This is a genomic window from Luteibacter sp. GL_149 (assembly GCF_057834065.1).
Genome location: NZ_CM174395.1, coordinates 3,852,693 through 3,878,183, shown reverse-complemented (window position 1 = coordinate 3,878,183; position 25,491 = coordinate 3,852,693). Strand labels below are relative to the sequence as shown.

Sequence of the window (25,491 nt, the reverse complement as noted above, 5' to 3'; positions counted from 1 at the left end):
TTGAGGTGACAGTGAAACGGGAGCGGGGTGCAGCGATGGCGGGGCGCGAATTGCGGCACATCCCGGTGATGCTCGATGAAGTACTGGAGGGACTCGCCTTGCAGTCTTGCGGGCGCTATCTGGATGGGACCTTCGGTCGCGGTGGGCATGCCCGCGCGATTCTTTCCCGTCTCTCCGAGTCGGGCCGCCTGTTCCTGATGGACCGCGATCCCACGGCTATCGCCGAGGCAGAAGCCAGCTTCGCCGCCGATCCGCGCGTCGCCATCCGTCACGACAACTTCGCCACCATGGGCGACTGGTCCGAGCTTGCCGGCGGCCTCGACGGCATCCTGCTCGACCTGGGCGTGTCCTCGCCCCAGCTCGACGACACCACGCGCGGCTTCAGCTTCATGGGCGACGCTCCGCTCGACATGCGGATGGACACGACGCGTGGCGAAAGCGCCGCCGACTTCCTCGCGACCGCCGAAGAGCGCGAGATCGCGGACGTCCTTTGGCAGTACGGCGAAGAGCGCTTCAGCCGCCGTATCGCGAAGGCGATCGTCGAACGCCGCGCCGAGCAGCCGATTACGCGCACCTCCGAACTCGCCGACCTGGTCGCCGGTTGCGTGGGCCGTCGCGAGCCGGGCAAGAATCCGGCGACACGCAGCTTTCAGGCGCTGCGTATCCGCGTGAATGCCGAACTCGAATCCGTCGAACATGGCCTCAACGCCGCGCTCGAACTGCTGAAGCCCGGCGGTCGGCTTGCCGTAATCAGTTTCCATTCGCTGGAAGACCGCGCGGTGAAGCAGTTCATCCGCAAACACGAAGGTCGCGTGCAGGGCAGCCGTCGCGCGCCGCCGCCGACCGAGACCCGGGTTGCCACGCTGGCGCCTGTCGGCAAGGCCCGCTTTCCTTCCGATGCCGAGATCGCGGCCAATCCGCGTTCGCGTTCCGCCGTGCTGCGCATCGCGGAGAAGCTCGGATGAAAACGTTCGGCGCCATCTGCCTCACGCTGCTCCTCCTCGCCGTGCTCGGTAGCGCGATCGGCGTGGTGTGGACGCGGCACGAGAGCCGGGTGCTGTTCATGGAAATGTCCCGTCTGCAGAACCAGAAGGACGAACTGGGCGTCGAATACGGCCGCCTCGAGCTGGAGCAGGCGACCTATGCCGAACCGGCCCGTATCGATGCGGATGCGCGCGGCAAGCTCGGTATGCTCAATCCGCGTCCGCAGGACATCCAGTTGGTGCGTCGATGAAGGGTCGCTTCGCCAACGCCACCGTGCCCAGCCGCCGTCGCGGCCAGGGTCCCAGCCCGCGCAAGCGCATGACTGTCGTCGTCGTGTTGCTGGGCGTGTGCTCGATGGGACTGGTGGTGCGTGCGTTCGATCTTCAGGTCGTGCGCAAGCAGTTCTATCAGGATCAGGGCGACGCGCGCTTCCTGCGCGAAATGCCGATCGCCGTGTCGCGCGGCACGATTTTCGATCGCAACGGCGAGCCGCTGGCCGTATCGACGCCTGTCGCGTCGATCTGGGCCAACCCGCCGGAACTGCTGGAGAACGAAGACCGCATTCCCGAACTGGCGAAGGCGCTGCACGTTGACGCCGAAGATCTGAAGCAGAAGATCGTCCAGCGCAGCGACAAGGAATTCATGTACATCACGCGCCAGATGCGTCCGGAAGATGCGCAGGCGATCATGGACCTGAAAATTCCGGGCATCAATTCGCAGCGCGAATACCGTCGTTACTATCCGTCGGGTGCAGTGAACAGCCATATCCTCGGCTTCACCAGCATCGACGACCGCGGTCAGGAAGGTCTGGAACTCGCTTTCGACGAATGGCTGGCCGGCAAGCCGGGCGCCAAGCGCGTGATCCGCGACCGCATGGGCCACGTCGTCGAAGACGTGGAGCTGGTGCGCGAACCGCAGGCCGGTCGCGACATTACGCTCAGCATCGACCGTCGCATTCAGTACCTGGCCTATAGCGCGCTCAGTCAGGCGCTGGAAAAGAACAAAGCCGATTCCGGTTCCATCGTCGTGATGGACGTGCACTCGGGCGAAGTGCTGGCGATGGCGAACCTGCCGTCGTTCAATCCGAACGCCGTGCGCGGCAGCACGCCGCAGGAGCGCCGCAACCGTGCACTGACCGACGTCGTCGAGCCGGGCTCGACGATGAAGGCCTTCACCATGGCCGCGGCGCTTACCAGCGGCAAATACACGCCGACCAGTCCGCTGATCGAAACCTCGCCCGGCACGTGGATGATGGGCGGTCACCCGGTGCGCGATACGCATAACTGGGGCACGCTGACGCCGACGGGTGTGATCACCAAGTCGAGCAACGTCGGTGCGGCGAAGATTGCCATGACGCTGGACACCGACTTCCTCTACGGGATGTTCAAGTCGTTCGGTATCGGTAACAGCACGGGCAGCGGTTTTCCTGGCGAGGCCGCGGGTTACCTGCCGGTCGGCCGCACCTGGAAGCCGATCGAAAAGTCGCGCATGGCGTACGGCTATAACCTCAACGTCACGCCGTTGCAGCTGGCCGTAGGTTATTCCGCGATCGCCAACGGCGGTCAGCTGCGCGCGCCGAGCTTCATCAAGGGAGCCGACAATCCGCCGACCCAGGTTATTACCCCGGACGTCGCGCATGAACTCGTGCGCATGCTCGAAACCGTGGTGAGCCCCGGTGGTACCGGTTTCGGTTTTGCTTCGGTCGCCAATTACAGCGTTGCCGGTAAGACCGGTACGTCGCACAAAGCGTCGGTCGGCGGTTACTCCGCGAAGAACTACATCTCCCTGTTCGTCGGCATGATTCCGGCGAGCGACCCGCGCCTCGTCACCGTCGTTGTCATTAACGACCCACAGAATGGGCGCTACTACGGCGGTTCGGTGGCTGGTCCGGCTTTCGTCCAGGTCATGGAGGGTGCGGTGCGACTGCTGGATATCGCGCCGGACAATGTCGGGCGCTGGTATGCGGGCGGCCCGAGCCAGGGTGGTCTGATCGGTACCACCAGCGCGCCGCCACAGGTTGACGACAGCGCCGCCGAAGAGGTGGTGCCGTGACGCGCAGCATGACGCTCGACACGCTGCTCGACGGATTCGCCGGTGCCCAGGGCTCCGGCGATATCGTCGTTTCGGGTCTCAGTCTCGACTCGCGTGCCGTCACTGCGGGCGATGCGTTCGTGGCGCTGCGCGGCGGCAAGAATCACGGTCTCGAATTCGCCGCGTCCGCCATCGAGCATGGTGCGATCGTCGTGCTGGCCGAGACACCGTTCGACGCCGTGGAGCTGGCCGTGCCGACGATCGCCGTCGACAAGCTGCGCGACAGGGTCGGCGACATCGCCGCGCGTTTTTACGGCAATCCGTCCGAAGCGCTCGACGTGATCGGTGTCACCGGCACCAACGGCAAGACCTCCATCGTGCAGCTGATCGCGCAGGCACTGGCCTTCCTCGGCAAGCGTCCGGCCACGGTCGGTACGCTGGGTACCGGCATGCACGGTGCCGTTGTCGAAGGTGAACGCACCACACCCGATGCCATCAGCATGCAGGCGGTCCTCGCGGATTTTCGCGAGGCGGGCGCCACGCATGTCGCGATGGAAGTGTCCTCGCATGCTCTCGATCAGGGCCGCGTCAACGCGATTGCGTTCGACGTGGCGGTGTTCACCAATCTCACCCGCGACCATCTGGACTATCACGGCACGATGGAAGCGTACGGCGAGGCCAAGGCGCGCCTGTTCGCGTGGCCGGGCCTGAAGAGCGCGATCGTCAATATCGACGATCCGTTCGGCGCGAAGCTGTCCAAGCACCTCGGCGAAGGCATCAAGCGCTTCCGTACCAGCATGGTCGCGGACAACGATGCCGACATCAAAGCGGATATCGTCGTGACGTCGGCCAGGGGCCTCTCGTTCAACCTCGTGACGCCGTGGGGTATGCGCACGGTGCGCAGCCACCTGATCGGCCGCTTCAACATCGCCAATCTCCTGGCCGTGGCCGCGACGCTGGGCGCGCTGGGCGAGTCGTTCGACCGCATCCATGCGGCACTCGAAGCGCTGGAGCCGGTCAACGGTCGCATGAGCCGGCTGGGCGGCGAGGGCAAGAAACCGCTCGTCGTCGTCGACTATGCGCATACGCCCGACGCGTTGAAGCAGGCACTGCTATCGGTGCGTTCGCACACGAAGGGGCGGCTGATCTGCGTCTTCGGCTGCGGCGGCGAACGCGATCAGGGTAAGCGTCCATTGATGGCGCAGATTGCCGAGCGCCTCGCCGATACCGTCATCGTGACCGACGACAATCCGCGCGGCGAAGACGGCGATCTGATCGTCAACCAGATTCTCGAAGGCTTCGCGCACCGCGACGCGGTGATCGTCGAACGGGACCGCGCGCAGGCCATCGCACTTGCCATTGCCGACGCGAAGGCCGACGACGTCGTCCTCGTGGCCGGCAAGGGCCATGAAACTTATCAGGAAGGTCCGGAGGGCAAGCGTCCCTTCGACGACCTCGCCATCGCCCGCGAGGCGATGGGCACCGGCACTAAAGGAGTGCGCGCATGATGCGCCTGTCCGCCGTTGCGCTCTGGACCCGCGGCCGCCTTGTTGGCGCCGACGTCGAGATCGCCGGCTTTTCCATCGACACCCGGACATTGCAGGCCGGCGATCTGTTCGTCGCGTTGCCCGGCGAGCATCACGATGCGCACGATTTCGTCGCCGATGCCGCCGCGCGCGGTGCCGTTGCCGCGTTGGTTACCCGTCCCGTCGATGTACCGATCCCACAGGTCGTCGTGGACGATACGCAGCTGGCGCTGGGCGATCTGGCCAGCGCCGTCCGCGCCCAGGGCACCGTTCGCGTGATCGGCATCACCGGTTCCAATGGCAAGACGACGGTCAAGACGCTGACCGCGTCGATCCTGTCGCGCCACGGCCGCACGCACGTCAATTCGGGCAACTACAACAACGAGATCGGCATGCCGCTGACGGTACTGGCGATGCCCGAATTCACGGAATACGCGGTACTCGAAATGGGCGCCGGCAAGCCGGGCGACATCGACTATCTTGCCGCCATCGCGCGGCCCGATATCGGCCTCGTGAATTCCATCGCTCCCGCTCATCTTGAGCGGATGGGTAGCGTGGAAGGCGTGGCGGAAACGAAGGGTGCGCTCTATCAATCGCTGCCACCCGACGGCATCGCCATCATCAACGCCGACGATGCATTTGCCGGATATTTCGCCAATCTGGCCGGCGCGCGTCGCGTGCTTCGCTATGCCCTCGACCATAAAGCGGACATCGGCGCGGATATCGTCGAACTGCGCATGGACGGTACGCACTTCGTACTGAGCACGCCGCATGGCGACGCGGATGTCGAACTGCCGCTGGCCGGTCGTCACAACGTATCGAACGCTCTCGCCGCCGCCGCGATCGCCTGTGCGCTGGACGTCCCGATGGAGACCATCGTCGCGGGCCTGGAGAACGTTCCCCGCGTGACGGGACGCCTGAACCCGGAACGCATGGCGGGCAGTTGGACGCTGATCGACGACAGCTATAACGCGAATCCCGGTTCGACCGCCGCTGCGATCGACACGCTGTCGCTGGCGAGCGGCGAGCGCTGGCTCGTGATGGGCGATATGGCCGAACTCGGGCCGGATGCCGCCACGCTGCATTCCGCCATCGGAGAAATGGCCCGCGAGCGTGGCATCGATCGTCTGTTGGCAACGGGACCGCTCAGTGCGGCGGCCGTCGCGGCGTTCGGCCATGGCGGCCAGCATTTCGCCAATCAGGCCGAACTGATCGGCGCGGTGTGCGCACAGATCCACGAAGGGGTGACCTGCCTGGTCAAGGGCTCGCGTTCGGCGGGTATGGAACGGGTGGTTGCCGCGCTTAAGAAACACGCTGAAGGAGCATCCGATGCTGCTTGAACTGGCGGAATGGATGGGCCGGCACTTCACGTCGCTGCATCTTTTCCAGTACATCACGTTCCGCGCGATCATGGCCGCCCTGACGGCGCTGGCTGTGTCGCTGCTGCTCGGCCCGGCGCTTATCCGCAAGCTTGCCGCCCTGAAGGCGGGGCAGGTCGTGCGCAGCGACGGTCCGCAGACGCATCTGTCCAAGGCGGGCACGCCGACGATGGGCGGTACGCTGATCCTGTTCGCCATCGGCGTTTCCACGCTGCTCTGGGCCGATCTCGGCAACCGTTATGTCTGGGTCGTGTTGCTGGTGACCTTCGCGTTCGGCGTCATCGGTTTCTACGACGATTACCGCAAGCTGGTACTCAAGGACAGCCGCGGGCTGGCCAGCCGCTGGAAGTATTTCTGGCAGTCGGTGTTCGGCCTCGCCGCCGCGTTGTTCCTGTACTACACGCACCAGCTGCCGGCCGAGACGGCGCTGTACGTACCGCTGTTCAAGCAGGTCGCTCTGCCGCTGGGCGGGTTCTTCGTCGTGATCGGCTATTTCATCATCGTCGGCTTCTCCAACGCGGTGAACCTGACCGACGGCCTGGATGGCCTGGCAATCATGCCGAGCGTGCTGGTGTCGGGTGCACTGGGCATCTTCGCTTACCTCGCGGGCAACAAGCTGTTCTCCGAATACCTTGGCATCCCGGCGATTCCGGGTGCCGGCGAACTGGCGATCTTCTGTAGTGCGCTGGCGGGCGCGGGCCTTGGCTTCCTCTGGTTCAACACGTATCCGGCGCAGGTTTTCATGGGCGACGTCGGCGCGCTGGCCATCGGCGCCGCGCTGGGCTGCGTCGCGCTGATCGTGCGTCAGGAAATCGTGCTGCTGGTGATGGGTGGCGTGTTCGTGATGGAAACGGCGTCGGTGATGCTGCAGGTCGCGAGCTTCAAGCTGCGTGGCAAGCGCATTTTCCGCATGGCCCCCATCCACCATCACTTCGAATTGAAAGGCTGGCCCGAACCGCGGGTCATCGTGCGCTTCTGGATCATCAGCGTGGTGCTGGTGCTTATCGGTCTTGCAACGTTGAAGGTGCGCTGAGAATCATGTTCGGCTTCGGTAACAGCCAGGCAAAACGTCGGCAAGGGCCGCGGGGGAGTTTCGACCTCCTGCTGCTGCTGGCCGCGTTGTCGCTTGCGAGTCTGGGCGTCGTGATGGTCGCCTCCAGCTCGATCGCCGTGGCCGACGGTCAGCATATCGGTCCGTTCTATTTCCTGAAGCGTCACCTGGTTTTCCTCGTGCTGGGCAGTTGCCTCGCCGGTGCCGCGATGCGCACGGAACTGAAGACGCTGGAGAAGTACAGCGTGCCGTTGCTGCTCTTCGGTATCGCCATGCTGCTGGCTGTTTTCCTGCCGGTGTTCGGCATGCGCATCAATGGTGCGCGCCGATGGCTCAACCTGATCGTGACCAGCTTCCAGCCTGTCGAGGCGGTGAAGCTGATCCTCGTTATCTATCTGTCGAGTTATCTGGTCCGTCATCGCGAAGGCGTCGAATACCACCTGTTCGGCGTGGTGAAGCCGGTGGCGGTCGCGGGCATGATCGTGCTGCTGCTGCTCGCGCAGCCCGACTTCGGTTCCGCCGCGCTGGTCGTCGCCACGACGGTCGGCATGGTCTGGCTGGCCGGCGCGCGCATGCGCAACCTGCTTCTGCTGGGTACGCCGCTGGTGCCGCTGCTGATCTACGCGGCGACCGCCGAGGACTACCGCATCAAGCGCCTGACCTCGTTCCTCGATCCCTGGAAAGATCCGTTCAACGACGGCTTCCAGCTGACCCAGGCATTGATCGCCGTGGGTCGCGGCGAATGGCTGGGCGTGGGTCTGGGTTCCAGCGTGCAGAAGCTGTTCTACCTGCCCGAGGCGCATACCGACTTCATCCTGGCCGTGCTTGCCGAGGAACTGGGTCTGGCCGGCATCTGTCTGGTCATCGGTCTTTATATGCTGTTGGTCGGGCGTGGCCTTTACCTGGGTCTGAAGGGCGTGGAACTGGGGCAGCGTTTCTCCGGCTACGTCGCCTTCGGTATCTCGCTGATGCTGGGATTCCAGGCGATGGTGTCCATCGGCGTGAATCTCGGTGTGCTGCCGACGAAGGGCCTGACCCTTCCGCTGATCAGCTCGGGCGGTTCGAGCGTGTTGCTGACCTGCGCGATGGTCGGCGTGCTGCTGCGCGCGACGTTCGAAATCAACCGCGCCGAGGATGCCCGCCAGATGGCGACGCGCATGCCGGCGATGGGCGTTCCCAACGCAGCGGCTCCGATGGAGGCCACCGCATGAGCGCGCCTGTCCTCATCATGGCTGGCGGTACCGGCGGTCACATTTTTCCGGGGCTTGCCGTGGCCGATGTGCTGCGCGCCCAGTACGTGCCGGTCGTCTGGCTCGGTGCCGATGGCGGTATGGAAACGCGCGTGGTGCCGGAACACGGCATCGAACTGCATACGATCGCCGTGGGCGGTTTGCGCGGAAAGGGCTTGAAGACGCGCGCGCTTGCGCCGCTGATGCTCGCCCGCTCGCTCGGCGAGTCCATGGCGCTGTTGCGCCGGGTGCGGCCGCGTTGCGTGCTGTCGATGGGCGGTTATGTCGCCGGTCCGGCGGGTATCGCCGCGTGGATCGGTCGCGTGCCATTGCTCGTACACGAGCAGAACGGCGTGGCCGGTTTCACGAATCGCATGCTAGCCAGGATTGCGGGCACGGTGCTGACCGGATTCGCCGGCGCGCTTCCTCACGCCGAGTGGGTCGGCAATCCGGTGCGCGCAAGCATCGCCGGACTGCCCGCGCCCGCCGAGCGTTTTGCCGGCCGCGACGGCAAGCCGCGCGTGCTGGTGCTGGGCGGCAGTCTGGGCGCACGCGCGCTGAATCTTCGTTTGCCCGAAGCGCTGGCCATCCTGCCGCCCGATCTGCGGCCCGACGTGCTGCATCAGTGCGGCGCCCGCGGTGTCGACGAAGCACGTAAAGCGTATGCCGACGCGGGTGTCGAGGCGCGCATCGAGCCATTCATCGACGACATGGCCGCGGCGTATGCATGGGCCGACCTCGTGGTCTGCCGCGCTGGCGCGTTGACGATCGCCGAACTGACCGCCGTGGGTATCGGCGCGATCCTCGTGCCGTTTCCGCACGCGGTCGACGATCACCAGACGCGTAACGCGCAGACGTTGCTTGCCGCGGGTGCCGCCGAACTGATCCAGGAACGCGATCTGGACGCCAGCGCGCTGGCGGGCCGTATCCGCGAACTCACCGGCGACCGCGGTCGCCTTCTTTCCATGGCCAATGCGTCCCGCACGCTGGCCAAGCCCGACGCCGCAGCAACGATTGCACGTCATTGCATGGAGGTTTCCGCATGACGCCCAGTCGTTTGCGTGCCCACGACGATTTCATGACCACGTTCCGTCGTGTCCACTTCATCGGCGTCGGCGGCGTTGGTATGAGTGGTATCGCCGAAGTGCTGAACAACCTCGGCTATAGCGTGTCCGGTTCGGATCGCGCGCCGTCGCCGACCGCGCAGCGCCTCGCGCAGCTGGGTATCGAAGTGCACATCGGCCATGATGCGGCGAACGTCGCCGGAGCGGATGTGGTGGTCACGTCCAGTGCGATCCGTCAGGACAACGCCGAACTGGTCGCCGCGCGTGCCGGTCGCATTCCCGTGGTCCCGCGTGCCGAAATGCTCGGCGAACTGATGCGCTTCCGTCGCGGTATCGCGATCGCCGGCACGCATGGCAAGACAACCACGACGAGCCTCGTCGCGAGCGTGCTGGCCGAGGCCGACTACGATCCGACCTTCGTCATCGGCGGACAGTTGAATGCCGCTGGCGCGAACGCGCGTCTTGGTACGGGTCAGTATCTGGTGGCCGAGGCGGATGAATCGGATGGTTCGTTCCTCATGTTGTCGCCGGTCATGGCTGTTGTAACCAATATCGACGCCGACCATCTTGAGAACTACAACGGCGATTTCGCGCAGGTAAAAAAAGCTTTCGGCGATTTCCTGCATCGTCTGCCGTTCTACGGCATGGCGGTACTGTGCATCGACGACGAGGAAGTAGCGAAGCTGGCGCAGGACACGTCGCGCAGCATGCTCACCTACGGGATCGATGCGCAGGACGCCGACGTACGTGCGACCAACGTTCGTCAGCACGGCTTCGAAATGCATTTCGACCTGCACCTGCCAGGCATGGATGGGACGTTGCCGGTGACGCTGAATTTACCGGGACGTCACAACGTGCAGAACGCGCTTGCCGCGGCTGCGGTGGGCTGGCAGCTCGGCGTCGAGGCGGAAGCCATCGCGACGGCGCTCCAGCGTTTCGAGGGTGTGGGTCGCCGCTTCCATCGTCGCGGCGAAATCGCGCTGGACAAGGGCAGCGTGCTGCTGGTGGACGACTACGGTCATCATCCCCGCGAGCTGGCCGCCGTGTTTGCGGCCGCGCGTGGCGGCTGGCCCGAGCGCCGTCTGGTCGTGGCGTTCCAGCCGCACCGTTACAGCCGTACCCGCGACCTGCTGGACGATTTCGCGAACGTACTCGCCGAAGTGGACGTGCTGGTGCTGACCGAAATATATCCGGCCGGCGAAGCGCCGATCCCGGGTGCCGACGGTCGCGCGCTGGCGCGGGCGATTCGTGCGCGCGGCAAGACCGATCCGGTACTGATCGACCATCCGCGCGACCTGCGCGATGCGTTGCCGTCGCTGCTACGCGATGGCGACCTCCTGATGCTGCTGGGCGCGGGCGATATCGGCACGGCCGCTGTCGATCTTGCGACCGCTGGAAACCTGAGGACCCATAAGTAATGAGCACGCAACTCACCGGCCACAACACGTTCGGCCGTACGGTGACCGATCCCGCGCAGTTCGGCCGCGTCGCGGTCGTCATGGGCGGCAGTTCGGCGGAACGCGAGGTGTCGCTGGATTCCGGTCGCAATGTGCTGGAGGCCTTGCGCTCGAGCGGCGTGGACGCGCATGTGATCGACGGCATTCCCGCGTTGCTCGATGCGGTACGCGCCGGTCATTTCGCGCGCGTGTTCAACATCCTGCACGGTGGCGGTGGCGAGAACGGCGAGCTTCAGGGCGCCTTGCAATCGCTGGGCGTTCCTTTCACCGGTTCGGGCGTGCTCGGTTCGGCACTATCGCTGGACAAGATCCGCGCCAAGCAGGTGTGGACTGCCCTCGGCCTGCCGACCCCGCGATTCAAGGCGTTGCCGCGCGGGGCCGACGTGCATGCGGCGGCTCGGGAGATCGGCTTCCCGCTGATCGTAAAGCCGGCGTGGGAAGGTTCCAGCGTCGGTATCACGCGGGTTTTCTCGGAGAGCGAACTGGACGCCGCCGTCGCGCTGGCGCTGCGCTATCCGGGCGACCTGCTGATGGAAACCCTGATCGAAGGCGATGCTTCCGAGGGTGGCGAGTTCACCGTGGGGATCCTCGGTCGCGAAGTGTTGCCGACCATCAAGATCGTGCCCAAGGGCGAGTACTACGATTACAACGCCAAGTACGTCGCCGAGGATACGCAGTACATCGTGCCCGGTCTGTCCGGCGAGGCGGAGAGCGAAATGCGCGCGCTGGCACTGGCGGCATTCGACGCACTGGCCTGCTCGGGCTGGGGTCGCGTCGACGTGATGCGCGATCGTCACGGACGCAACTGGCTCCTCGAGGTGAATACCGCGCCGGGCATGACCTCGCATTCGCTGGTGCCGAAAGCGGCAGCCACCGCCGGCCTCGATTTCGCGGCCGTCTGCTGGCGCGTACTCGAATCGTCGTTCCATCCGGACGTCCGTACGAACGGAGGGCAGGCATGAAGGGAGCCGCCGCCACGCGGATCGTCGCCTGGGCTATCGCCATTTCGTTGGTGGTGTTGCCCGTGGTCGGCGTGATGCAGGGCTGGTTCGCCGCCACACGGTGGCCGGTGACGCAGCTGAAGGTCGAAGCGGAGTTCGCGCACATCAGTGCCGAACAGCTCCGCGGCGCCGTGCTGCCTCACCTGGGTAAAGGTTTCTTCGCCACGAATCTGGAAGACGTTCGTCACGCCATCGGCGGCCTGCCGTGGGTGGAGTCGGTGGAAGTGCGCAAGCGCTGGCCCGATACGCTGTTGGTGCGCATCTACGAACGGCAGCCTTTCGCGCGCTGGAACGACGACAAGCTGATCAGCCGCCAGGGTCTGGTGTTCGTGGCGACTGGCGCCGACCAGATGGAAGGGCTGCCGCAGTTGCGCGGTCCCGATGCGCGGCTGGCCGAAGTAGTGAGTTTTTACGCGCAGGCACAAAAAGCCTTCGCGGGTCGCGCGCAGCTGCAGGTGACCGGTGTGTCGCTCAGCGACCGCGGCAGCTGGAGCGTCACCACGGAAAGCGGGGCGGACATCGTGATCGGCGATCGCGATCAGGCCGACCGCCGTCTGGCGCGCTTCCTCGATGTATATCCGCAACTGATCGCCGGTCGGCAGGGCTCGTTCGCTTACGCCGATCTTCGCTACACCAATGGATTCGCCGTCAAGTGGCCGCAGCCGGAAGCGCCGGCCGCCGCCAAGTCGGGAGCTAGGGCCGGAACATGAGAAATAAGAGCGATAAACAACTCGTCGTCGGCCTCGATATCGGCACCTCGAAGGTCGTCGCGATTGTCGGTGAATACGAACCGGGCGAACCGATCGAGATTATCGGCATCGGCACGCACGTGTCGCGTGGCATGAAGCGCGGTTCGGTGGTGGATATCGAATCGACCGTGCACTCGATCCAGCGCGCCGTCGAAGAAGCCGAGCTGATGGCCGGTTGCGATATCCGCTCGGTCTACGCGTCGATTTCGGGTAGCCACCTGGAGACCAAGAACTCGCACGGTACCGCCGCGATCCGCGACCGCGAAGTGATGGCCGCCGACCTGGAGCAGGTGCTGGAAGCGGCGAGCGCCGTCGCGATTCCCGCCGATCGCAAGGTGCTCTACAAAGAATCGCAGGAATATCGCATCGACGGCCAGGACGGCATCCGCCACCCGGTCGGCATGAGCGGCGTGCGCCTGGAAGCGAGCGTGCACCTGGTGACCGGCGCGGCCAGCGCGGTGCAAAACATCAGCAAGTGCATCCAGCGTTGTGGCCTGTCGGTCGACGAACTCGTGCCAGCCGCAGTGGCCAGCGCGAAAGCGGTATTGACCGAAGACGAACTCGAGCTGGGCGTGTGCCTGGTCGATATCGGCGCGGGCACAACGGATATCGCTATCTATACGCAGGGTTCGATCCGTTACACGAAGTCGCTGCCGGTCGGTGGCGATCAGGTGACGAACGACATCGCGTATGGCGTGCACACGCCGACGGCCCACGCCGAAGAAATCAAGATCAAGTACGCATGCGCACTTGCCCAGCTGGCGCATGCCGAGGAAACGATCCAGGTGCCCAGCGTCGGCGATCGTCCGCCGCGCCGTCTGGCGCGTCAGGCTCTGGCGCAGTCGGTGCAGGCGCGTTACGAAGAAATCTTCGAGATGGTGCAGGATGAACTGCGCCGCTCCGGTTACGAGAGTCTGGTCGCGGCGGGCATCGTCCTGACCGGGGGCGCGTCGCGCATGGAAGGCGCGCTCGAACTGGCCGAGGAAATTTTCCACAAGATGGTTCGTATCGGCGTGCCCCAGCACGTTTCCGGTCTGGGCGATGTCGTGTCCAGCGAGCTGCATTCGACGGGCGTCGGCCTGTTGCTGCATGGCTCGCGTTCGGGCGGCGGCATGCGCAGCGCGGGAACGTCCGGTGGCAGCGTCGGCGGCATGGTCGAGAAGTTCCGTAGCTGGTTTACGAAGAACTTCTGACCGGAAAAGTTTTTATCGGCGCCCGAAGGAGTTGGGCGCCGGGGCGATAGGAATGCCCGCAACCCGCGCCCGACAGGAGTCGGGAACGGGACATAACTAAAAATCACAAAAGTTCTGCGGAGGACGGGAAATGTTTGAACTCATCGAAAAACTGGCACCGAATGCGGTCATCAAAGTCATCGGCGTGGGCGGTGGCGGCGGTAACGCCGTGGCGCACATGGTCAACTCCAGCATCGAAGGCGTGGAATTCGTCGTTGCGAATACCGACGCGCAGGCGATGAAGAGCTGCAACTCGCGTACGCACCTCCAGCTCGGCAGCAATGTCACCAAGGGCCTGGGTGCCGGCGCGAATCCGGAAGTGGGCCGTCAGGCCGCTCTGGAAGATCGCGAGCGCATCGAGGAAATGCTCGAAGGCGCGGACATGGTCTTCATCACCGCCGGTATGGGCGGCGGTACGGGTACGGGTGCGGCTCCGGTCGTTGCCCAGCTGGCGAAAGAGAAGGGCATCCTCACGGTGGCCGTGGTCACCAAGCCGTTCCCGTTCGAAGGCCGTCGCCGCATGCAGGTCGCCCTGAAGGGTATCGAAGACCTGTCGCAGCACGTCGATTCGCTGATCACCGTGCCGAACGAGAAGCTGCTTTCGGTGCTGGGTCGCGAAGTGACACTGCTTAATGCGTTCAAGGCAGCCAACGACGTCCTCCAGGGCGCCGTGCAGGGTATTGCCGACCTCATCACCAGCCCCGGCCTGATCAACGTCGACTTTGCCGACGTTCGTACGGTCATGAGCGAAATGGGCATGGCCATGATGGGATCGGGCACCGCCCGTGGCGACGATCGTGCCCAGGCCGCCGCCGAAGCCGCGATCAACAACCCGTTGCTCGAAGACGTCAACCTCAACGGCGCATGCGGCATCCTGGTCAACGTGACCGCGGGTCCGAACCTGACGATGCGCGAGTTCGACGAGATCGGCCGCGTGATCCACGACTTCGCCAGCGAAGACGCCACGGTGGTCATCGGCACTTCGCTCGACCCGGAAATGCAGGACGACGTCCGCGTGACGGTCGTGGCCACGGGCCTGAACCGTGCCGCCGCCGCCAAGCAGCCTGTCCGTCAGGCGGTCCAGCAGCACGTCGAAATGCGTCAGCGGCCGCGTCCGGTCGTGCTGCGCACGGGTACCGGCAACGAAGTCGTCGACTACGCCCAGCCGGAAACCATCGCGATGACGCGTTCGGAACCGGTACAGGCCAAGTCGGCCGAGCCCGCGATCGATTACCTGGACATTCCGGCGTTCCTGCGCCGCCAGGCCGATTGATCGCACGGACCGGCAGCACCCCATGACACGTCACGGATGACGTGAGGCGACGCCGGGCAGGAGCCCGGACGCCGCCGCGCTCCGCCGCCGACCCGTCCGGGCGGCGGAGCGCGGTTCGCTGTCGCCAGGTTATTGATTCGCAATAACTTTCGATGTGGACGTGGACGAGAATGACTCGCAATAATTGCTGAAGGAACAGTGAAGGATATCTAGACTGTACCGTCTGGTTTGTTTATTCCGAGGTTAAGACTGTGTTAGCATTTCCGCCACTTCAGGCTGCTGCCAGACAGGTTTGACCAAAAATGATTAAGCAGCGCACGCTCAAGAACATCATTCGCGCCACTGGCGTCGGTCTTCATACCGGCGACAAGGTGTACATGACGCTTCGTCCCGCGGCGCCGAACACCGGTATCGTGTTTCGACGCACCGACCTCACTCCGCCAGTCGATCTTCGGTCGCATCCGGAAAACGTCGGCGACACGCGTCTCTCCACGACCCTGGTCAACGGCGACGTACGCGTATCCACGGTCGAGCATCTGCTCTCGGCCATGGCCGGTCTTGGCATCGACAACGCTTATGTCGACCTGTCCGCACCGGAAGTGCCGATCATGGACGGCAGCGCCGGTCCGTTCGTCTTCCTGATCCAGTCCGCTGGTATCGAGGAGCAGGACGCACCGAAGCGCTTCATCCGTATCAAGAAGCCGGTCAAGGTACAGGACGGCGACAAGTGGGCCCGCTTCGAGCCGTTCGACGGCTTCAAGGTCGGTTTCTCCGTCGAGTTCAACCATCCGCTCTTCAACAAGCGCAATTCGCAGGCCGAGATGGATTTCTCGACGACGTCGTTCGTCAAGGAAGTCAGCCGTGCCCGCACGTTCGGTTTCATGCGCGACATCGAAATGCTGCGCGAGCGTAACCTCACGCTCGGCGGTTCGATGGACAACGCCGTGGTGCTCGACGATTACCGCGTCCTCAACGAAGACGGTCTGCGCTACGACGACGAGTTCGTGAAGCACAAGATCCTCGACGCGATCGGCGACATCTATATGCTGGGCCATAGCCTGATCGGTGCGTACTACGCGCATAAGTCCGGCCACGAGCTCAACAACAAGCTGCTGCGCACGCTGATGGCCGATGCCACCGCGTGGGAAGAAGTCAGCTTCAAGGATCCGGCCCAGGCGCCGATTTCCTACGCCCATCCCGCTGCGGCGGTCTGATCGGCGGGCGCCGCGAGGCGCTGTCCGGTAACGAAAAAGCCGCGGCCCTGCCGCGGCTTTCTCGTTTCCGGAGCGGCCATTGTAGGAGCCCGCTTGCGGGCGAAAGCCAACGGAGCGAGGAAGATGGATGCTCACCTCCGCGAGCCCGATCTATGGGCTGCGGATGTCACGCACATCTTCACCGCTCCGTTGGCTTTCGCCCGCAAACGGGCTCCTACAAGTCGCGAATGCGGCTCTCGGCACGCAGGAACGAGCGATGTTTGCCCTTGGTCATATCCCTGCCATCCCCATCACAAAACCGTGAAGCTGTCGTGCAGGTCTTGTGTTCGTATTGACGGATCGTGCTATAAATCTGGCCACCCCGGTTTCGCCGGGGGCAGGGAACGGGGGTTCTCGTACGCGTTAAGTGTCGGATTCGCCTGGATTTTCGGCGTGGGACGCCAGTTCGAGGAACAGACTCTTCAATACGGGGTCTGAGAGTGAGGCCGCGGCGGCCGTGAGATGTCTGGCTGCCGAGGTCGAAAGCGGTTTGTGCCGGTCGGGGATGATTTCCTCGGGCGGCAGAGGGGCCACTTTCACGGTTACCGAACCTGCCGGCGCGCCGAGGGCGCGAGCGGACGAGAGGATTTGCGCCTGGTACATGCGCAGCTTCGCGGCCCAGGCGGAGGAGGGCGCCAGAAAAACGAGGCGGCCATCGCGCAGATCGGCAAAACGGACCTGATCGCGCAATGGTGTCGGCAGCGTTTGGCGCAGTTTGCGGTCCAGCTCGTCGAGCTCGCGCGCCTTTTTGGCGAGCGAGGCGACAGGCCCGGCCTCGGCGACGGACGTCAGTCCGCGCGTCGTGCGGCGAGGTGGCTGGATCGGAGATTGCATGGGCCGGTACAAAGTCTTCGATGTGGATGTTATGCAAATCATACTCGTGTCACGTGGCCAGAAAGGGCCGAAAACGCTGGACCTTTCCTGCAGGCGCATGCGCCGTAAGATTGTGGTCTGCGCCTCGGCGGCCGTTCTGGGCGTCGCCGCGCTGGGTGGGGCACTGGCCCTGTCGCTGGCCAACCCGCACGACCGGGCGTTGTCGGATATCCGTACGCTCCGACAGCAGGTCGCCAGCCAGAACGATCAGCTTGCCGGTGTCCGTAAGAGTGCGCAGCGCGATCTCGACGCGTTGGCTGTGAAGCTCGGTCAGTTGCAAGCCCAGTCCGTCCGGCTGAACGCTCTGGGCGAACGCCTGACCCAGGTCGGCAAACTGGACGATGGCGAGTTCGACTTCGACGAAACACCGCCGGTCGGCGGTCCCGAAGGCGGGTCCAGCGATACGGCTTACGCGCTTCCGCAGACGCTGGATCGCAGCATCGACGACCTCGCCGGTCAGTTCGACAGCCAGCAGGCCCAGCTCCAGGCCCTGCAGAGCATGCTGCTCGACCGCAGCATCGAGTCCAGCCTGCGTCCGACCGGCATGCCGGTCCAGGGCTATATCTCATCCTATTTCGGCGGTCGCCCCGACCCGTTCAGCGGTCACAGCGCGCGGCATACCGGTATCGATATCGCCGCGCCTACAGGGACGCCCGTAACCGCCGTGGCCGAAGGCATGATCACGTTCGCAGGGGTTCGTAACGGCTATGGCGACGTAGTGGAAATCGACCACGGCAACGGTTATATGACCCGCTACGCCCATAACAGCAGCATCCTGGCCCATCCCGGTCAGCGCGTGCATGTCGGCGACGTTATCGCCAAGGCCGGCTCCACCGGTCGTTCGACGGGCTCGCACGTTCATTTCGAGGTCTGGTACCACGATCGGGTCGTCAACCCGCTGGCATTCGCTCGCAGCCATCGCTGACATCGCCATGGGGTTGAATCCTGCCCCGGCCGCCGCCAATCCGAGGAAAGCGCGGGCGCCCCGTAGTATCATCGCCCTTCTGTCCCGTCCGGTTATGCCGGATGGGAACCCTTAAGTCTCAGATCCGGATGATCGATGTTCAATCGTGCACTGACGAGTATTTTCGGCAGCCGTAACGAGCGTGTGTTGCGCGACCTGTCCAAGAACGTACGCCGCATCAACGCGCTCGAGCCGGAGTTCGAAAAACTTACCGACGACCAGCTGCGAGCCAAAACCGACGAGTTCCGTCAGCGTCTCGCTGCTGGCGAGACGCTGGATGCCCTGCTTCCCGAGGCTTTCGCCACCACGCGCGAGACGGCGAAACGCGTCCTCGGCATGCGCCACTACGACGTCCAGATGATCGGCGGCATGGTGTTGCACGGCGGTCGTATCGCCGAAATGCGCACCGGTGAGGGTAAAACCCTTGTCGGTACGCTGCCGGTGTACCTCAATGCGCTGGAAGGTAAGGGCGTGCACGTCGTTACGGTCAACGACTACCTGGCGCGTCGCGACTCGGCGCAGATGGGCAAGCTTTACAACTTCCTCGGCCTCAGTGTCGGTGTCGTCTATCCGGGCATGGAGCAGGGCGACAAGCATGCCGCCTATGCCGCGGATATCACCTACGGCACCAACAACGAATTCGGCTTCGACTACCTGCGCGACAACATGGCGCTCAGCAAGGATCAGCGCAATCAGCGCGGTCTGAACTACGCCATCGTCGACGAGGTCGACTCGATCCTGATCGACGAGGCCCGCACCCCGCTGATCATCTCCGGTCCGGCCGAGGATTCCCCGCAGCTGTACATCGCGGTGAACAAAGTCGTGCCGCGTCTGATCCGTCAGGAAGCCGAAGACGGCGCGGGCGATTACTGGGTCGACGAAAAGCAGAAACAGGTCCACATGTCCGAAGAGGGCATGACTCACGCGGAAGAACTGCTGCGCGAGACCGGCGTGATCGAGGCCGATAGCGGCCTTTACGACTCGAAGAACCTCGCGGTCGTGCATCACATGAATGCGGCGCTGCGCGCCAACGCCATTTACCATCGCGACGTCGATTACATCGTGCGCGACGGCGAAGTCATCATTGTCGACGAGTTCACCGGCCGTACGCTGGCGGGCCGTCGCTGGTCCGAAGGCCTGCACCAGGCTGTCGAAGCGAAGGAAGGCGTGCCCATCCAGCGCGAGAACCAGACCCTCGCCACGATCACCTTCCAGAATCTCTTCCGCATGTACTCGAAGCTGGCCGGCATGACCGGTACGGCCGATACGGAGGCGTACGAATTCCAGACGGTCTATGGCCTGGAAGTCGTCGTGATCCCGACGCACAAGCCGATGATCCGTATCGACAACCCGGACTCGGTATTCCTCGGGCCCGAGGCCAAGTTCAAGGCTGTCATCCGCGACATCAAGGCCTGTAACGAGCGCGGTCAGCCCGTGCTGGTGGGTACGGCGTCCATCGACGTGTCCGAACTGGTGTCGTCGCTGCTGAAGCAGGAAAAAATCACGCACGAAGTGCTGAACGCCAAACAGCACGAGCGCGAAGCACACATCGTCGCGCAGGCGGGCGCCCCCGGCTCGGTCACGATCGCCACCAACATGGCCGGTCGCGGTACCGATATCGTGCTCGGCGGCAGCCTCGAAGCCGCCCTGGCGGCGTTGCCCGAAGACGCTTCCGATGCCGACCGCGCTATCGCGCGTTCGGCATGGAAGAAGCGTCACGAGCAGGTGCTTGCGTCCGGCGGTCTGCACATCATCGGCACCGAGCGCCACGAATCGCGTCGTATCGACAACCAGCTGCGTGGCCGTTCGGGCCGTCAGGGCGATCCGGGTTCGTCCCGTTTCTACCTGTCGCTTCAGGACAACCTGATGCGTATCTTCGGTGGCGAGCGTATCGGTCGCTGGATGCGTATGTTCGGTATGACGGAAGACGAGCCGCTCGAGGATCGTCTGATCACGCGTCAGATCGAGAAGGTCCAGCGCAAGGTCGAACAGCACAACTTCGATATCCGTAAGAACCTGCTCGAATTCGACGACGTTGCCAACGATCAGCGTAAGGTCATCTACGCGCAGCGCGACGAGCTGCTCGAAGCGGACGATATCTCCGACATGGTCGGCGACATCCGCGAGGACGTCGCCACGGCGCTCGTACGTCGTTACGTGCCGGCCGACAGCATCGACGATCAGTGGGACGTCGCCGGACTCGATCGCGAGTTGCAGAGCGAGCTGAACCTGCATCTCGATCTCACCGCGTGGGTGGCCCAGCAATCCGAGGTCGATGCCGACGGCATCCTCGAGCATGTGCGTACGGCCGTCGATGCGCTGTTCGCCGAAAAGGAAGCGCAGATCGGTTCCGACACCATGCGTTCGCTCGAGAAGCACGTCATGCTTTCGGTGGTGGACAACGCGTGGAAAGAGCATCTGGCCAGCATGGATTACCTGCGTCAGGGCATCTATCTGCGAGGCTATGCGCAGAAGCAGCCGAAGCAGGAGTTCAAGCGCGAGTCGTTCGAACTGTTCTCCGAGATGCTCGATCGCATCAAGGCCGAGGTCATCCAGATGCTGGCGCGTATCCGCGTCCGCAGCGAAGACGAAGTCGCCGAGATGGAAGCGCAGCAGCAGCGTGCCGCGGAAGGCCAGCGCCTGCAGTTCCAGCATGCGGATGCCGGTTCGATGGGGCAGGAGCCGGAACAGGCAGTCGCCACTGCACCGACGCCGGTATTGAACGACGGCCCGAAGGTCGGTCGTAACGATCCGTGTCCCTGTGGCTCAGGCAAGAAATTCAAGCATTGCCACGGTCAGCTGTCTTAAGAAAAAACCCGCCGAAAGGCGGGTTTTTTTGTTGAGGGAACGCTCCTGCACAGGCACACCTGCAGGCATACCCGGTGCACCCGAACTTAGTCCCCGCCGCCTTTCGGCTTCTGCCTGTACGGCTCCGCTTCGACCGTCACGTACTCCGGCTCCGGCGTATCGAGTCGCATCGCAGTGAGCTGCCCACCCCACACGCAGCCTGTGTCGATGGCATACACGCCAAGTCCGGCAAAGCGGCCCAGTGCCGACCAGTGACCGCAAACGATCTTCGTTTCGCGACGGCGCATGCCAGGCACTTCGAACCACGGATACATACCGGGCTTCTGCGTGCCGGGCGTTCCCTTGCCTTCGAAGTCGATGCGTCCGTTGACGTCGCAGTAGCGCATGCGGGTAAGCGTATTGATCGTGGCACGATGGCGTTCGACGCCTTGCAGACGATTGGTCCAGCCCGGCGGGCGATTTCCGAACAGGTTCTTCAGCAACCGCGGGTGGCGCGGACCGCCAAGTTCCCGCTCGACTTCCAGTGCGGCGCGCTGTGCCTGGCGTAGCGTCCACGAGGGAGCCATGCCGGCATGGATCATCGTCCAGCCCAGGGCCTCATCGGTGTGCAATAACTTCTGGTTGCGAAGCCATTCGATCAGTACGGGAGCGTCGTCGGCGAACAGGACTTCCCGCAATTCGGCGTTGACACGCGACTGCGCGTCCTCACGCCGCTGCGAAATGGCGAGCAAGCTGAGATCGTGGTTGCCGAGCGTGACGATGCAGTTGTCGCGCAACGAATGAATCAGGCGCAGCGTGTCGAGCGACTGACCGCCGCGGTTGACGAGATCGCCGCAGAACCACAGCCGGTCGGCGGCGGGATCGAAACGGATTTTTTCAAGCAGACGCTGAAGCTCGGGGAGGCAGCCCTGGACGTCGCCGATCGCATAGACGGCCATCAGTCGGGTCGCTTCGCCGCGCCAGGGTTGGCGTGCACGCTATCCATGTGTTGCTTCCTAATGCAGCGTGCGGGGAATGGAGAGAACAAAGGCAGGAATCGGCGCATCGAAATGCGTGCCGTCATCCGCGACCATGCTGTAGCTGCCCTGCATGGTTCCGACAGCGGTCTCAAGTACCGCGCCCGATGTGTATTCGTACGATTCGCCAGGTCGCATCCACGGCTGTTCACCTACCACGCCTTCGCCACGCACCTCCTCGACTTTGCCATTGGCGTCCGTGATGACCCAGTGACGGGTCATCAGTTGCGCACCCGTGGTGCCCGCGTTGCGCAGGGTGATGGTGTAAGCGAAGACGTAGCGATTGTCGGCCGGTTGCGATTGATCGGTAACGAAGCGGCTTTCAACCTCCACGGCGATCGTGTAAGGAGATTTCTCGGTCATGCGGGGATTGTCGGGGACAGGGAGGGGTGGGGCAAGTACGAGGTGCGCTGAAGTTACCCTGCGCTGGCCAATGTCTGCGCGAGACGGACGAAATCGCCCGGAGACAGCGTTTCGGCACGGGCCCGTGGATCGATGTCCAGCGAGCGTATGGTCGCCTCGTCGATCAGCCCCTTCAGGGTATTCGACAGTGTTTTGCGGCGCATGGCGAATGCCGCCTTGACCACGGCGTGGATCTTCGCAGGATCGCCCTTGGGAAGCTGGTCGGGCGCCAGCGGCACCAGTCTCACGACCGCCGAATCCACCTTTGGCGGCGGCCGGAACGCTCCGGGCGGTACGTTGAACAGCGGAATCACCTTGCAGGCCAGCTGCAGCATGACGCTGAGGCGTCCGTAGACCTTGCTGCCGGGTTCGGCGGCCATGCGGTCGACGACTTCCTTCTGCAGCATGAAATGCATATCCGCGATGGCGGCGGCATGGTCCACGCAGTGGAAAAGGATGGGACTGGAAATGTAGTACGGCAGATTGCCGGCGATGCGTAGTTTTTCCACGCCGAGATCGCGTGCGAGCTGGCTGAAATCGACCTTGAGCACATCCGCGTGAATGACGGTAAGTTCGCCGACCGCCGCCGCGCGTTCGCGCAGGCCGGGAATGAGGTCGGTATCCAGCTCGATGGCGGTCATACGCTTCGCGGCGGCCAGCAGCGGCAGCGTCAGTGCGCCTTCGCCGGGGCCGATCTCCACGACGACGTCGCCATCGCGCGGCGAGATAGACGAAACGATGCGTTCGATGTAGCGCTTCTCGTGCAGGAAGTGCTGGCCGAAACTTTTCTTGGGACGTGCGTTCATGCGGAAGCTCGGCGGGAGGCCAGTTCGATGGCCATGATCGCGGCCGCGATCAGGCTCGACGGGTCGGCGCGGCCGGTACCGGCCAGGTCGAGCGCCGTACCGTGATCGACCGACGTGCGGATGAAGGGCAGGCCCAGGGTAATGTTGACGGTGCGGTCGAATGCTTCGCTCTTGAGCACCGGCAGCGCCTGATCGTGATACATGGCCAGCACCGCGTCGTAACGCCCGCGCATGGCCGGCACGAACGCGGTGTCGGCGGGAAGGGGGCCAAGCAGGCTCATGCCGCTATTTCGCAGGCGATCGAGCAGCGGTTCGATCGTGTCGATTTCCTCGCGCCCCAGGTGCCCGGCTTCGCCCGCGTGCGGATTGAGTCCCAGCACAGCGATGCGCGGTTCGGCGATGCCGAACAGGCTGACGAGCGAGCGATGCACGATACGCAGACAGCGTTCGAGCAAGGGCGCGGTAATGGCGGCGGGGACGGCGGACAGCGGAAGGTGGGTGGTCGCGAGCGTGACGCGCAGATCGGGGCTGGCGAGCATCATCACGACATCGGCGCCCACGCGATCGGCGAAAAATTCGGTGTGACCGCTGAAGGCGATGCCGCCTTCGTTGATCGTGGACTTCTGTACGGGCGCCGTCACTACGGCATCGAAATCGCCGGCGATGCATCCATCGGCAGCCAGGGCGAGCGTGGTCAGCACGTGTGCGGCATTGCGCGAATCGGGCTGGCCGAAGACGGCCGGTACGCCAAGCGGAACGTGACGGATGCGTAGTCGACCGGGTGCGCGGCTGGCGACACGGCTACCGTCGTCGTCGACGAGGGTGAGCTGGATGCCGCAGGCATGGGCCGCACGCAACAGGTGTTCGCGATCGGTAACGGCGACGATATCCGCCGCCAGATCGGTGGCGGCGAGACGTGCGATAAGCTCGGGCCCCACCCCTGCCGGCTCACCGGCGGTAACGGCGAGCCGCGGAAGGGTGGTAGCGGTCACGGGCGACTCACTTCTCGGCGGAGGCCTGGCTATCGGCCGTATCGCGGAGTTCGGGCACGCGGATGTCCACGTAGGACGATGAGCGCATTTCGCGCAGGTAGTTTTCGTACGCCTGGTCGGCCTTGCGGTTGCCGATGGACTGGCGTGCCTGATCGCGCTGGAGCTGGTCGGTGAGATCGCTGTCACGCGCGCCGAGGCGCTGCATGATGATCCAGCCGGCGTCGGTCTGGATGGGGTGGGAGATTTCGTTGTCTTTCAGGCTGGCGATCTGTTGACCGATGGCCGAACCCCAAGCTTCCTTCGGGAACCAGCCCATGTCGCCGCCGGCGTTGGCGGTGGTGTTGTCCTTCGATTCGTCCTTCGCGAGCTTCGCGAAGTCTTCTTTCTTGTCGACGAGGCGGGTGTAGAGGTCCTGGGCTTTCTTTTCGGCTTGTTCCGGCGTCACGATTTCGGACGGCTTGATGAGGATCTGGCGGGCGTGATATTCGGTGACGATCTGCTTGCCCGGGGCGCGCGTGTCGACCAGCTTCAGGATATGGAAGCCGGTAGGGCCACGCAGTGCGGGAGTCGTTTCGCCCGGCTTGAGCGAGGTCACGGCATCGGCGAACGCCGGCGGGACTTCGTCCAGACGACGCCAGCCCAGGTCGCCACCTTCGAGCGCGTCCGGCGCGTCGGAGAAACGGATGGCCGCGGCATTGAAGTCCATACCGCCCTTGACGGCATTGATAGCGTCTTCGGCCTTTTTCTGGGCCTGCGCGATGTCGTCGGCGCCGCCGCCGCTGGGCGTGCTGATCTGGATATGCGCCAGATGCACTTCGCCTGCCTTGTACGCAGGACTGTTGAGCATGTTGTTCACTTCGGCGTCGGTCACGGTGACCGAGTCGCGCACCACGCTCTCGTGCAGCTTCTGGGCGGTGATCTGCTCCGACAACTGCTGGCGGAAGGCGGCGTAGCTGTAGCCGTCGTGTTCGACGGCGGCGCGCAGCTGGTCGGGTGTCATCTTGTTCTGCTGCGCAACGTTGGCGGCGGCGGCGTCGATGTCGGCGTCCGAGACGCGGATGCCCTGGTCGCTGGCTTTCGCGACCTGGAGCTTCATGAGGATCAGGCGATCGAGCACCTGGCGCGCCAGCACGTTCTGCGGCGGCAGCTGGCCCGGGTTGCTGGCGTACTGACGGACGATGGCGTTCATCGCGTTGTCGAGTTCGCTTTGCAGGATGACTTCCTCGTCGACGACAGCCACGATCCGGTCGAGCGAGCCGTTGCCGCCGGGTGTGCCGCTGGCAGCGACGCCGGTGGCGGCCGCGGGCGTGGCCGGCTGGATCAGCTGGGCACGGGCGGCGGGCGCAACGGCAGCCGCCAGGGCGGCGGCGAGCAGGGAGTAAGCGAGGATCTGCTTCATCG

22 protein-coding genes are annotated in these 25,491 nt (G+C 64.3%); 16 read left to right on the top strand and 6 right to left on the bottom strand.

Annotation, left to right across the window (positions count from 1 at the left end):
• The first annotated feature begins 35 nt into the window (after nt 1–35).
• The 14 genes from rsmH to lpxC all read left to right on the top strand — a co-directional run bounded on the left by rsmH (nt 36) and on the right by lpxC (nt 16,190).
• Complete coding sequence (gene rsmH, locus AC3IR3_RS17170) at nt 36–965, top strand: 16S rRNA (cytosine(1402)-N(4))-methyltransferase RsmH (protein ID WP_489196957.1); 930 nt, start codon at nt 36–38, stop codon at nt 963–965.
• On the top strand, nt 962–1,234 hold the full coding sequence (gene ftsL, locus AC3IR3_RS17165) for a cell division protein FtsL (protein ID WP_132143938.1): 273 nt from the start codon (nt 962–964) through the stop codon (nt 1,232–1,234). The genes rsmH and ftsL overlap by 4 nt, the downstream gene beginning before the upstream one ends.
• Entirely contained in the window at nt 1,231–3,036 is a 1,806-nt protein-coding gene (locus AC3IR3_RS17160; RefSeq protein ID WP_489193899.1) for a peptidoglycan D,D-transpeptidase FtsI family protein, read from the top strand. The genes ftsL and AC3IR3_RS17160 overlap by 4 nt, the downstream gene beginning before the upstream one ends.
• An 8-nt stretch (nt 3,037–3,044) precedes the next feature.
• Complete coding sequence (locus tag AC3IR3_RS17155; protein WP_489196956.1) at nt 3,045–4,523, top strand: UDP-N-acetylmuramoyl-L-alanyl-D-glutamate--2,6-diaminopimelate ligase; 1,479 nt, start codon at nt 3,045–3,047, stop codon at nt 4,521–4,523.
• Entirely contained in the window at nt 4,520–5,881 is a 1,362-nt protein-coding gene (locus AC3IR3_RS17150; RefSeq protein ID WP_489193898.1) for a UDP-N-acetylmuramoyl-tripeptide--D-alanyl-D-alanine ligase, read from the top strand. Before AC3IR3_RS17155 ends, AC3IR3_RS17150 begins: the two co-directional genes overlap by 4 nt.
• Entirely contained in the window at nt 5,871–6,953 is a 1,083-nt protein-coding gene (gene mraY, locus AC3IR3_RS17145; protein WP_489193896.1) for a phospho-N-acetylmuramoyl-pentapeptide-transferase, read from the top strand. The genes AC3IR3_RS17150 and mraY overlap by 11 nt, the downstream gene beginning before the upstream one ends.
• Before the next feature lie 5 nt (nt 6,954–6,958).
• Nucleotides 6,959–8,182: a putative lipid II flippase FtsW gene (gene ftsW, locus AC3IR3_RS17140; RefSeq protein WP_489193894.1), complete on the top strand. Its 1,224-nt coding sequence runs from the start codon at nt 6,959–6,961 to the stop codon at nt 8,180–8,182.
• Entirely contained in the window at nt 8,179–9,246 is a 1,068-nt protein-coding gene (gene murG / locus AC3IR3_RS17135) for an undecaprenyldiphospho-muramoylpentapeptide beta-N-acetylglucosaminyltransferase (RefSeq protein ID WP_489193892.1), read from the top strand. The genes ftsW and murG overlap by 4 nt, the downstream gene beginning before the upstream one ends.
• On the top strand, nt 9,243–10,682 hold the full coding sequence (gene murC, locus AC3IR3_RS17130) for a UDP-N-acetylmuramate--L-alanine ligase (protein WP_489193890.1): 1,440 nt from the start codon (nt 9,243–9,245) through the stop codon (nt 10,680–10,682). Before murG ends, murC begins: the two co-directional genes overlap by 4 nt.
• Nucleotides 10,682–11,683 (top strand): D-alanine--D-alanine ligase, encoded by a 1,002-nt coding sequence (locus tag AC3IR3_RS17125; RefSeq protein WP_489193889.1) that lies wholly within the window; start codon nt 10,682–10,684, stop codon nt 11,681–11,683. The genes murC and AC3IR3_RS17125 overlap by 1 nt, the downstream gene beginning before the upstream one ends.
• Entirely contained in the window at nt 11,680–12,432 is a 753-nt protein-coding gene (locus AC3IR3_RS17120) for a cell division protein FtsQ/DivIB (protein WP_489193888.1), read from the top strand. The genes AC3IR3_RS17125 and AC3IR3_RS17120 overlap by 4 nt, the downstream gene beginning before the upstream one ends.
• Nucleotides 12,429–13,664, top strand: coding sequence for a cell division protein FtsA (gene ftsA / locus AC3IR3_RS17115; RefSeq protein WP_132143955.1), 1,236 nt, complete (start codon nt 12,429–12,431; stop codon nt 13,662–13,664). Before AC3IR3_RS17120 ends, ftsA begins: the two co-directional genes overlap by 4 nt.
• A 130-nt stretch (nt 13,665–13,794) precedes the next feature.
• Complete coding sequence (ftsZ, locus tag AC3IR3_RS17110) at nt 13,795–14,976, top strand: cell division protein FtsZ (RefSeq protein ID WP_489193886.1); 1,182 nt, start codon at nt 13,795–13,797, stop codon at nt 14,974–14,976.
• 302 nt (nt 14,977–15,278) lie between these two features.
• The gene (gene lpxC / locus AC3IR3_RS17105; protein ID WP_489193884.1) at nt 15,279–16,190 is read left to right on the top strand and encodes a UDP-3-O-acyl-N-acetylglucosamine deacetylase; all 912 of its coding nucleotides are present in this window, start codon (nt 15,279–15,281) and stop codon (nt 16,188–16,190) included.
• Nucleotides 16,191–16,592: 402 nt separating this feature from the next.
• Here lpxC and AC3IR3_RS17100 read toward each other — a convergent pair whose 3' ends face one another.
• Nucleotides 16,593–17,063, bottom strand: coding sequence for a DciA family protein (locus AC3IR3_RS17100; protein WP_489193883.1), 471 nt, complete (start codon nt 17,061–17,063; stop codon nt 16,593–16,595).
• Between the two features lie 31 nt (nt 17,064–17,094).
• Between AC3IR3_RS17100 and AC3IR3_RS17095 the strand changes: the two genes are divergently transcribed.
• Nucleotides 17,095–18,027 carry a M23 family metallopeptidase gene (locus AC3IR3_RS17095; protein ID WP_489193881.1) on the top strand — a complete coding sequence of 311 codons (933 nt, stop codon included), beginning with the start codon at nt 17,095–17,097 and terminating at the stop codon, nt 18,025–18,027.
• A gap of 135 nt (nt 18,028–18,162) precedes the next feature.
• Nucleotides 18,163–20,874 (top strand): preprotein translocase subunit SecA, encoded by a 2,712-nt coding sequence (gene secA / locus AC3IR3_RS17090; RefSeq protein WP_489193880.1) that lies wholly within the window; start codon nt 18,163–18,165, stop codon nt 20,872–20,874.
• Nucleotides 20,875–20,960: 86 nt separating this feature from the next.
• Here the strand turns inward: secA and AC3IR3_RS17085 are convergent, their stop codons facing one another.
• Genes AC3IR3_RS17085 through AC3IR3_RS17065 form a run of 5 tightly spaced genes read right to left on the bottom strand, consistent with a single transcriptional unit; the run spans nt 20,961 to nt 25,489 of the window.
• Nucleotides 20,961–21,812 (bottom strand): symmetrical bis(5'-nucleosyl)-tetraphosphatase, encoded by an 852-nt coding sequence (locus AC3IR3_RS17085; protein ID WP_489193879.1) that lies wholly within the window; start codon nt 21,810–21,812, stop codon nt 20,961–20,963.
• Nucleotides 21,813–21,869: 57 nt separating this feature from the next.
• Complete coding sequence (gene apaG, locus AC3IR3_RS17080) at nt 21,870–22,253, bottom strand: Co2+/Mg2+ efflux protein ApaG (RefSeq protein ID WP_132143967.1); 384 nt, start codon at nt 22,251–22,253, stop codon at nt 21,870–21,872.
• A 53-nt stretch (nt 22,254–22,306) separates the two neighbouring features.
• The gene (gene rsmA / locus AC3IR3_RS17075; protein WP_489193876.1) at nt 22,307–23,098 is read right to left on the bottom strand and encodes a 16S rRNA (adenine(1518)-N(6)/adenine(1519)-N(6))-dimethyltransferase RsmA; all 792 of its coding nucleotides are present in this window, start codon (nt 23,096–23,098) and stop codon (nt 22,307–22,309) included.
• Nucleotides 23,095–24,090, bottom strand: coding sequence for a 4-hydroxythreonine-4-phosphate dehydrogenase PdxA (gene pdxA, locus AC3IR3_RS17070; protein ID WP_489193874.1), 996 nt, complete (start codon nt 24,088–24,090; stop codon nt 23,095–23,097). Before pdxA ends, rsmA begins: the two co-directional genes overlap by 4 nt.
• 7 nt (nt 24,091–24,097) lie before the next feature.
• Nucleotides 24,098–25,489, bottom strand: coding sequence for a peptidylprolyl isomerase (locus AC3IR3_RS17065; RefSeq protein WP_489193872.1), 1,392 nt, complete (start codon nt 25,487–25,489; stop codon nt 24,098–24,100).
• Nucleotides 25,490–25,491 lie beyond the last annotated feature (2 nt).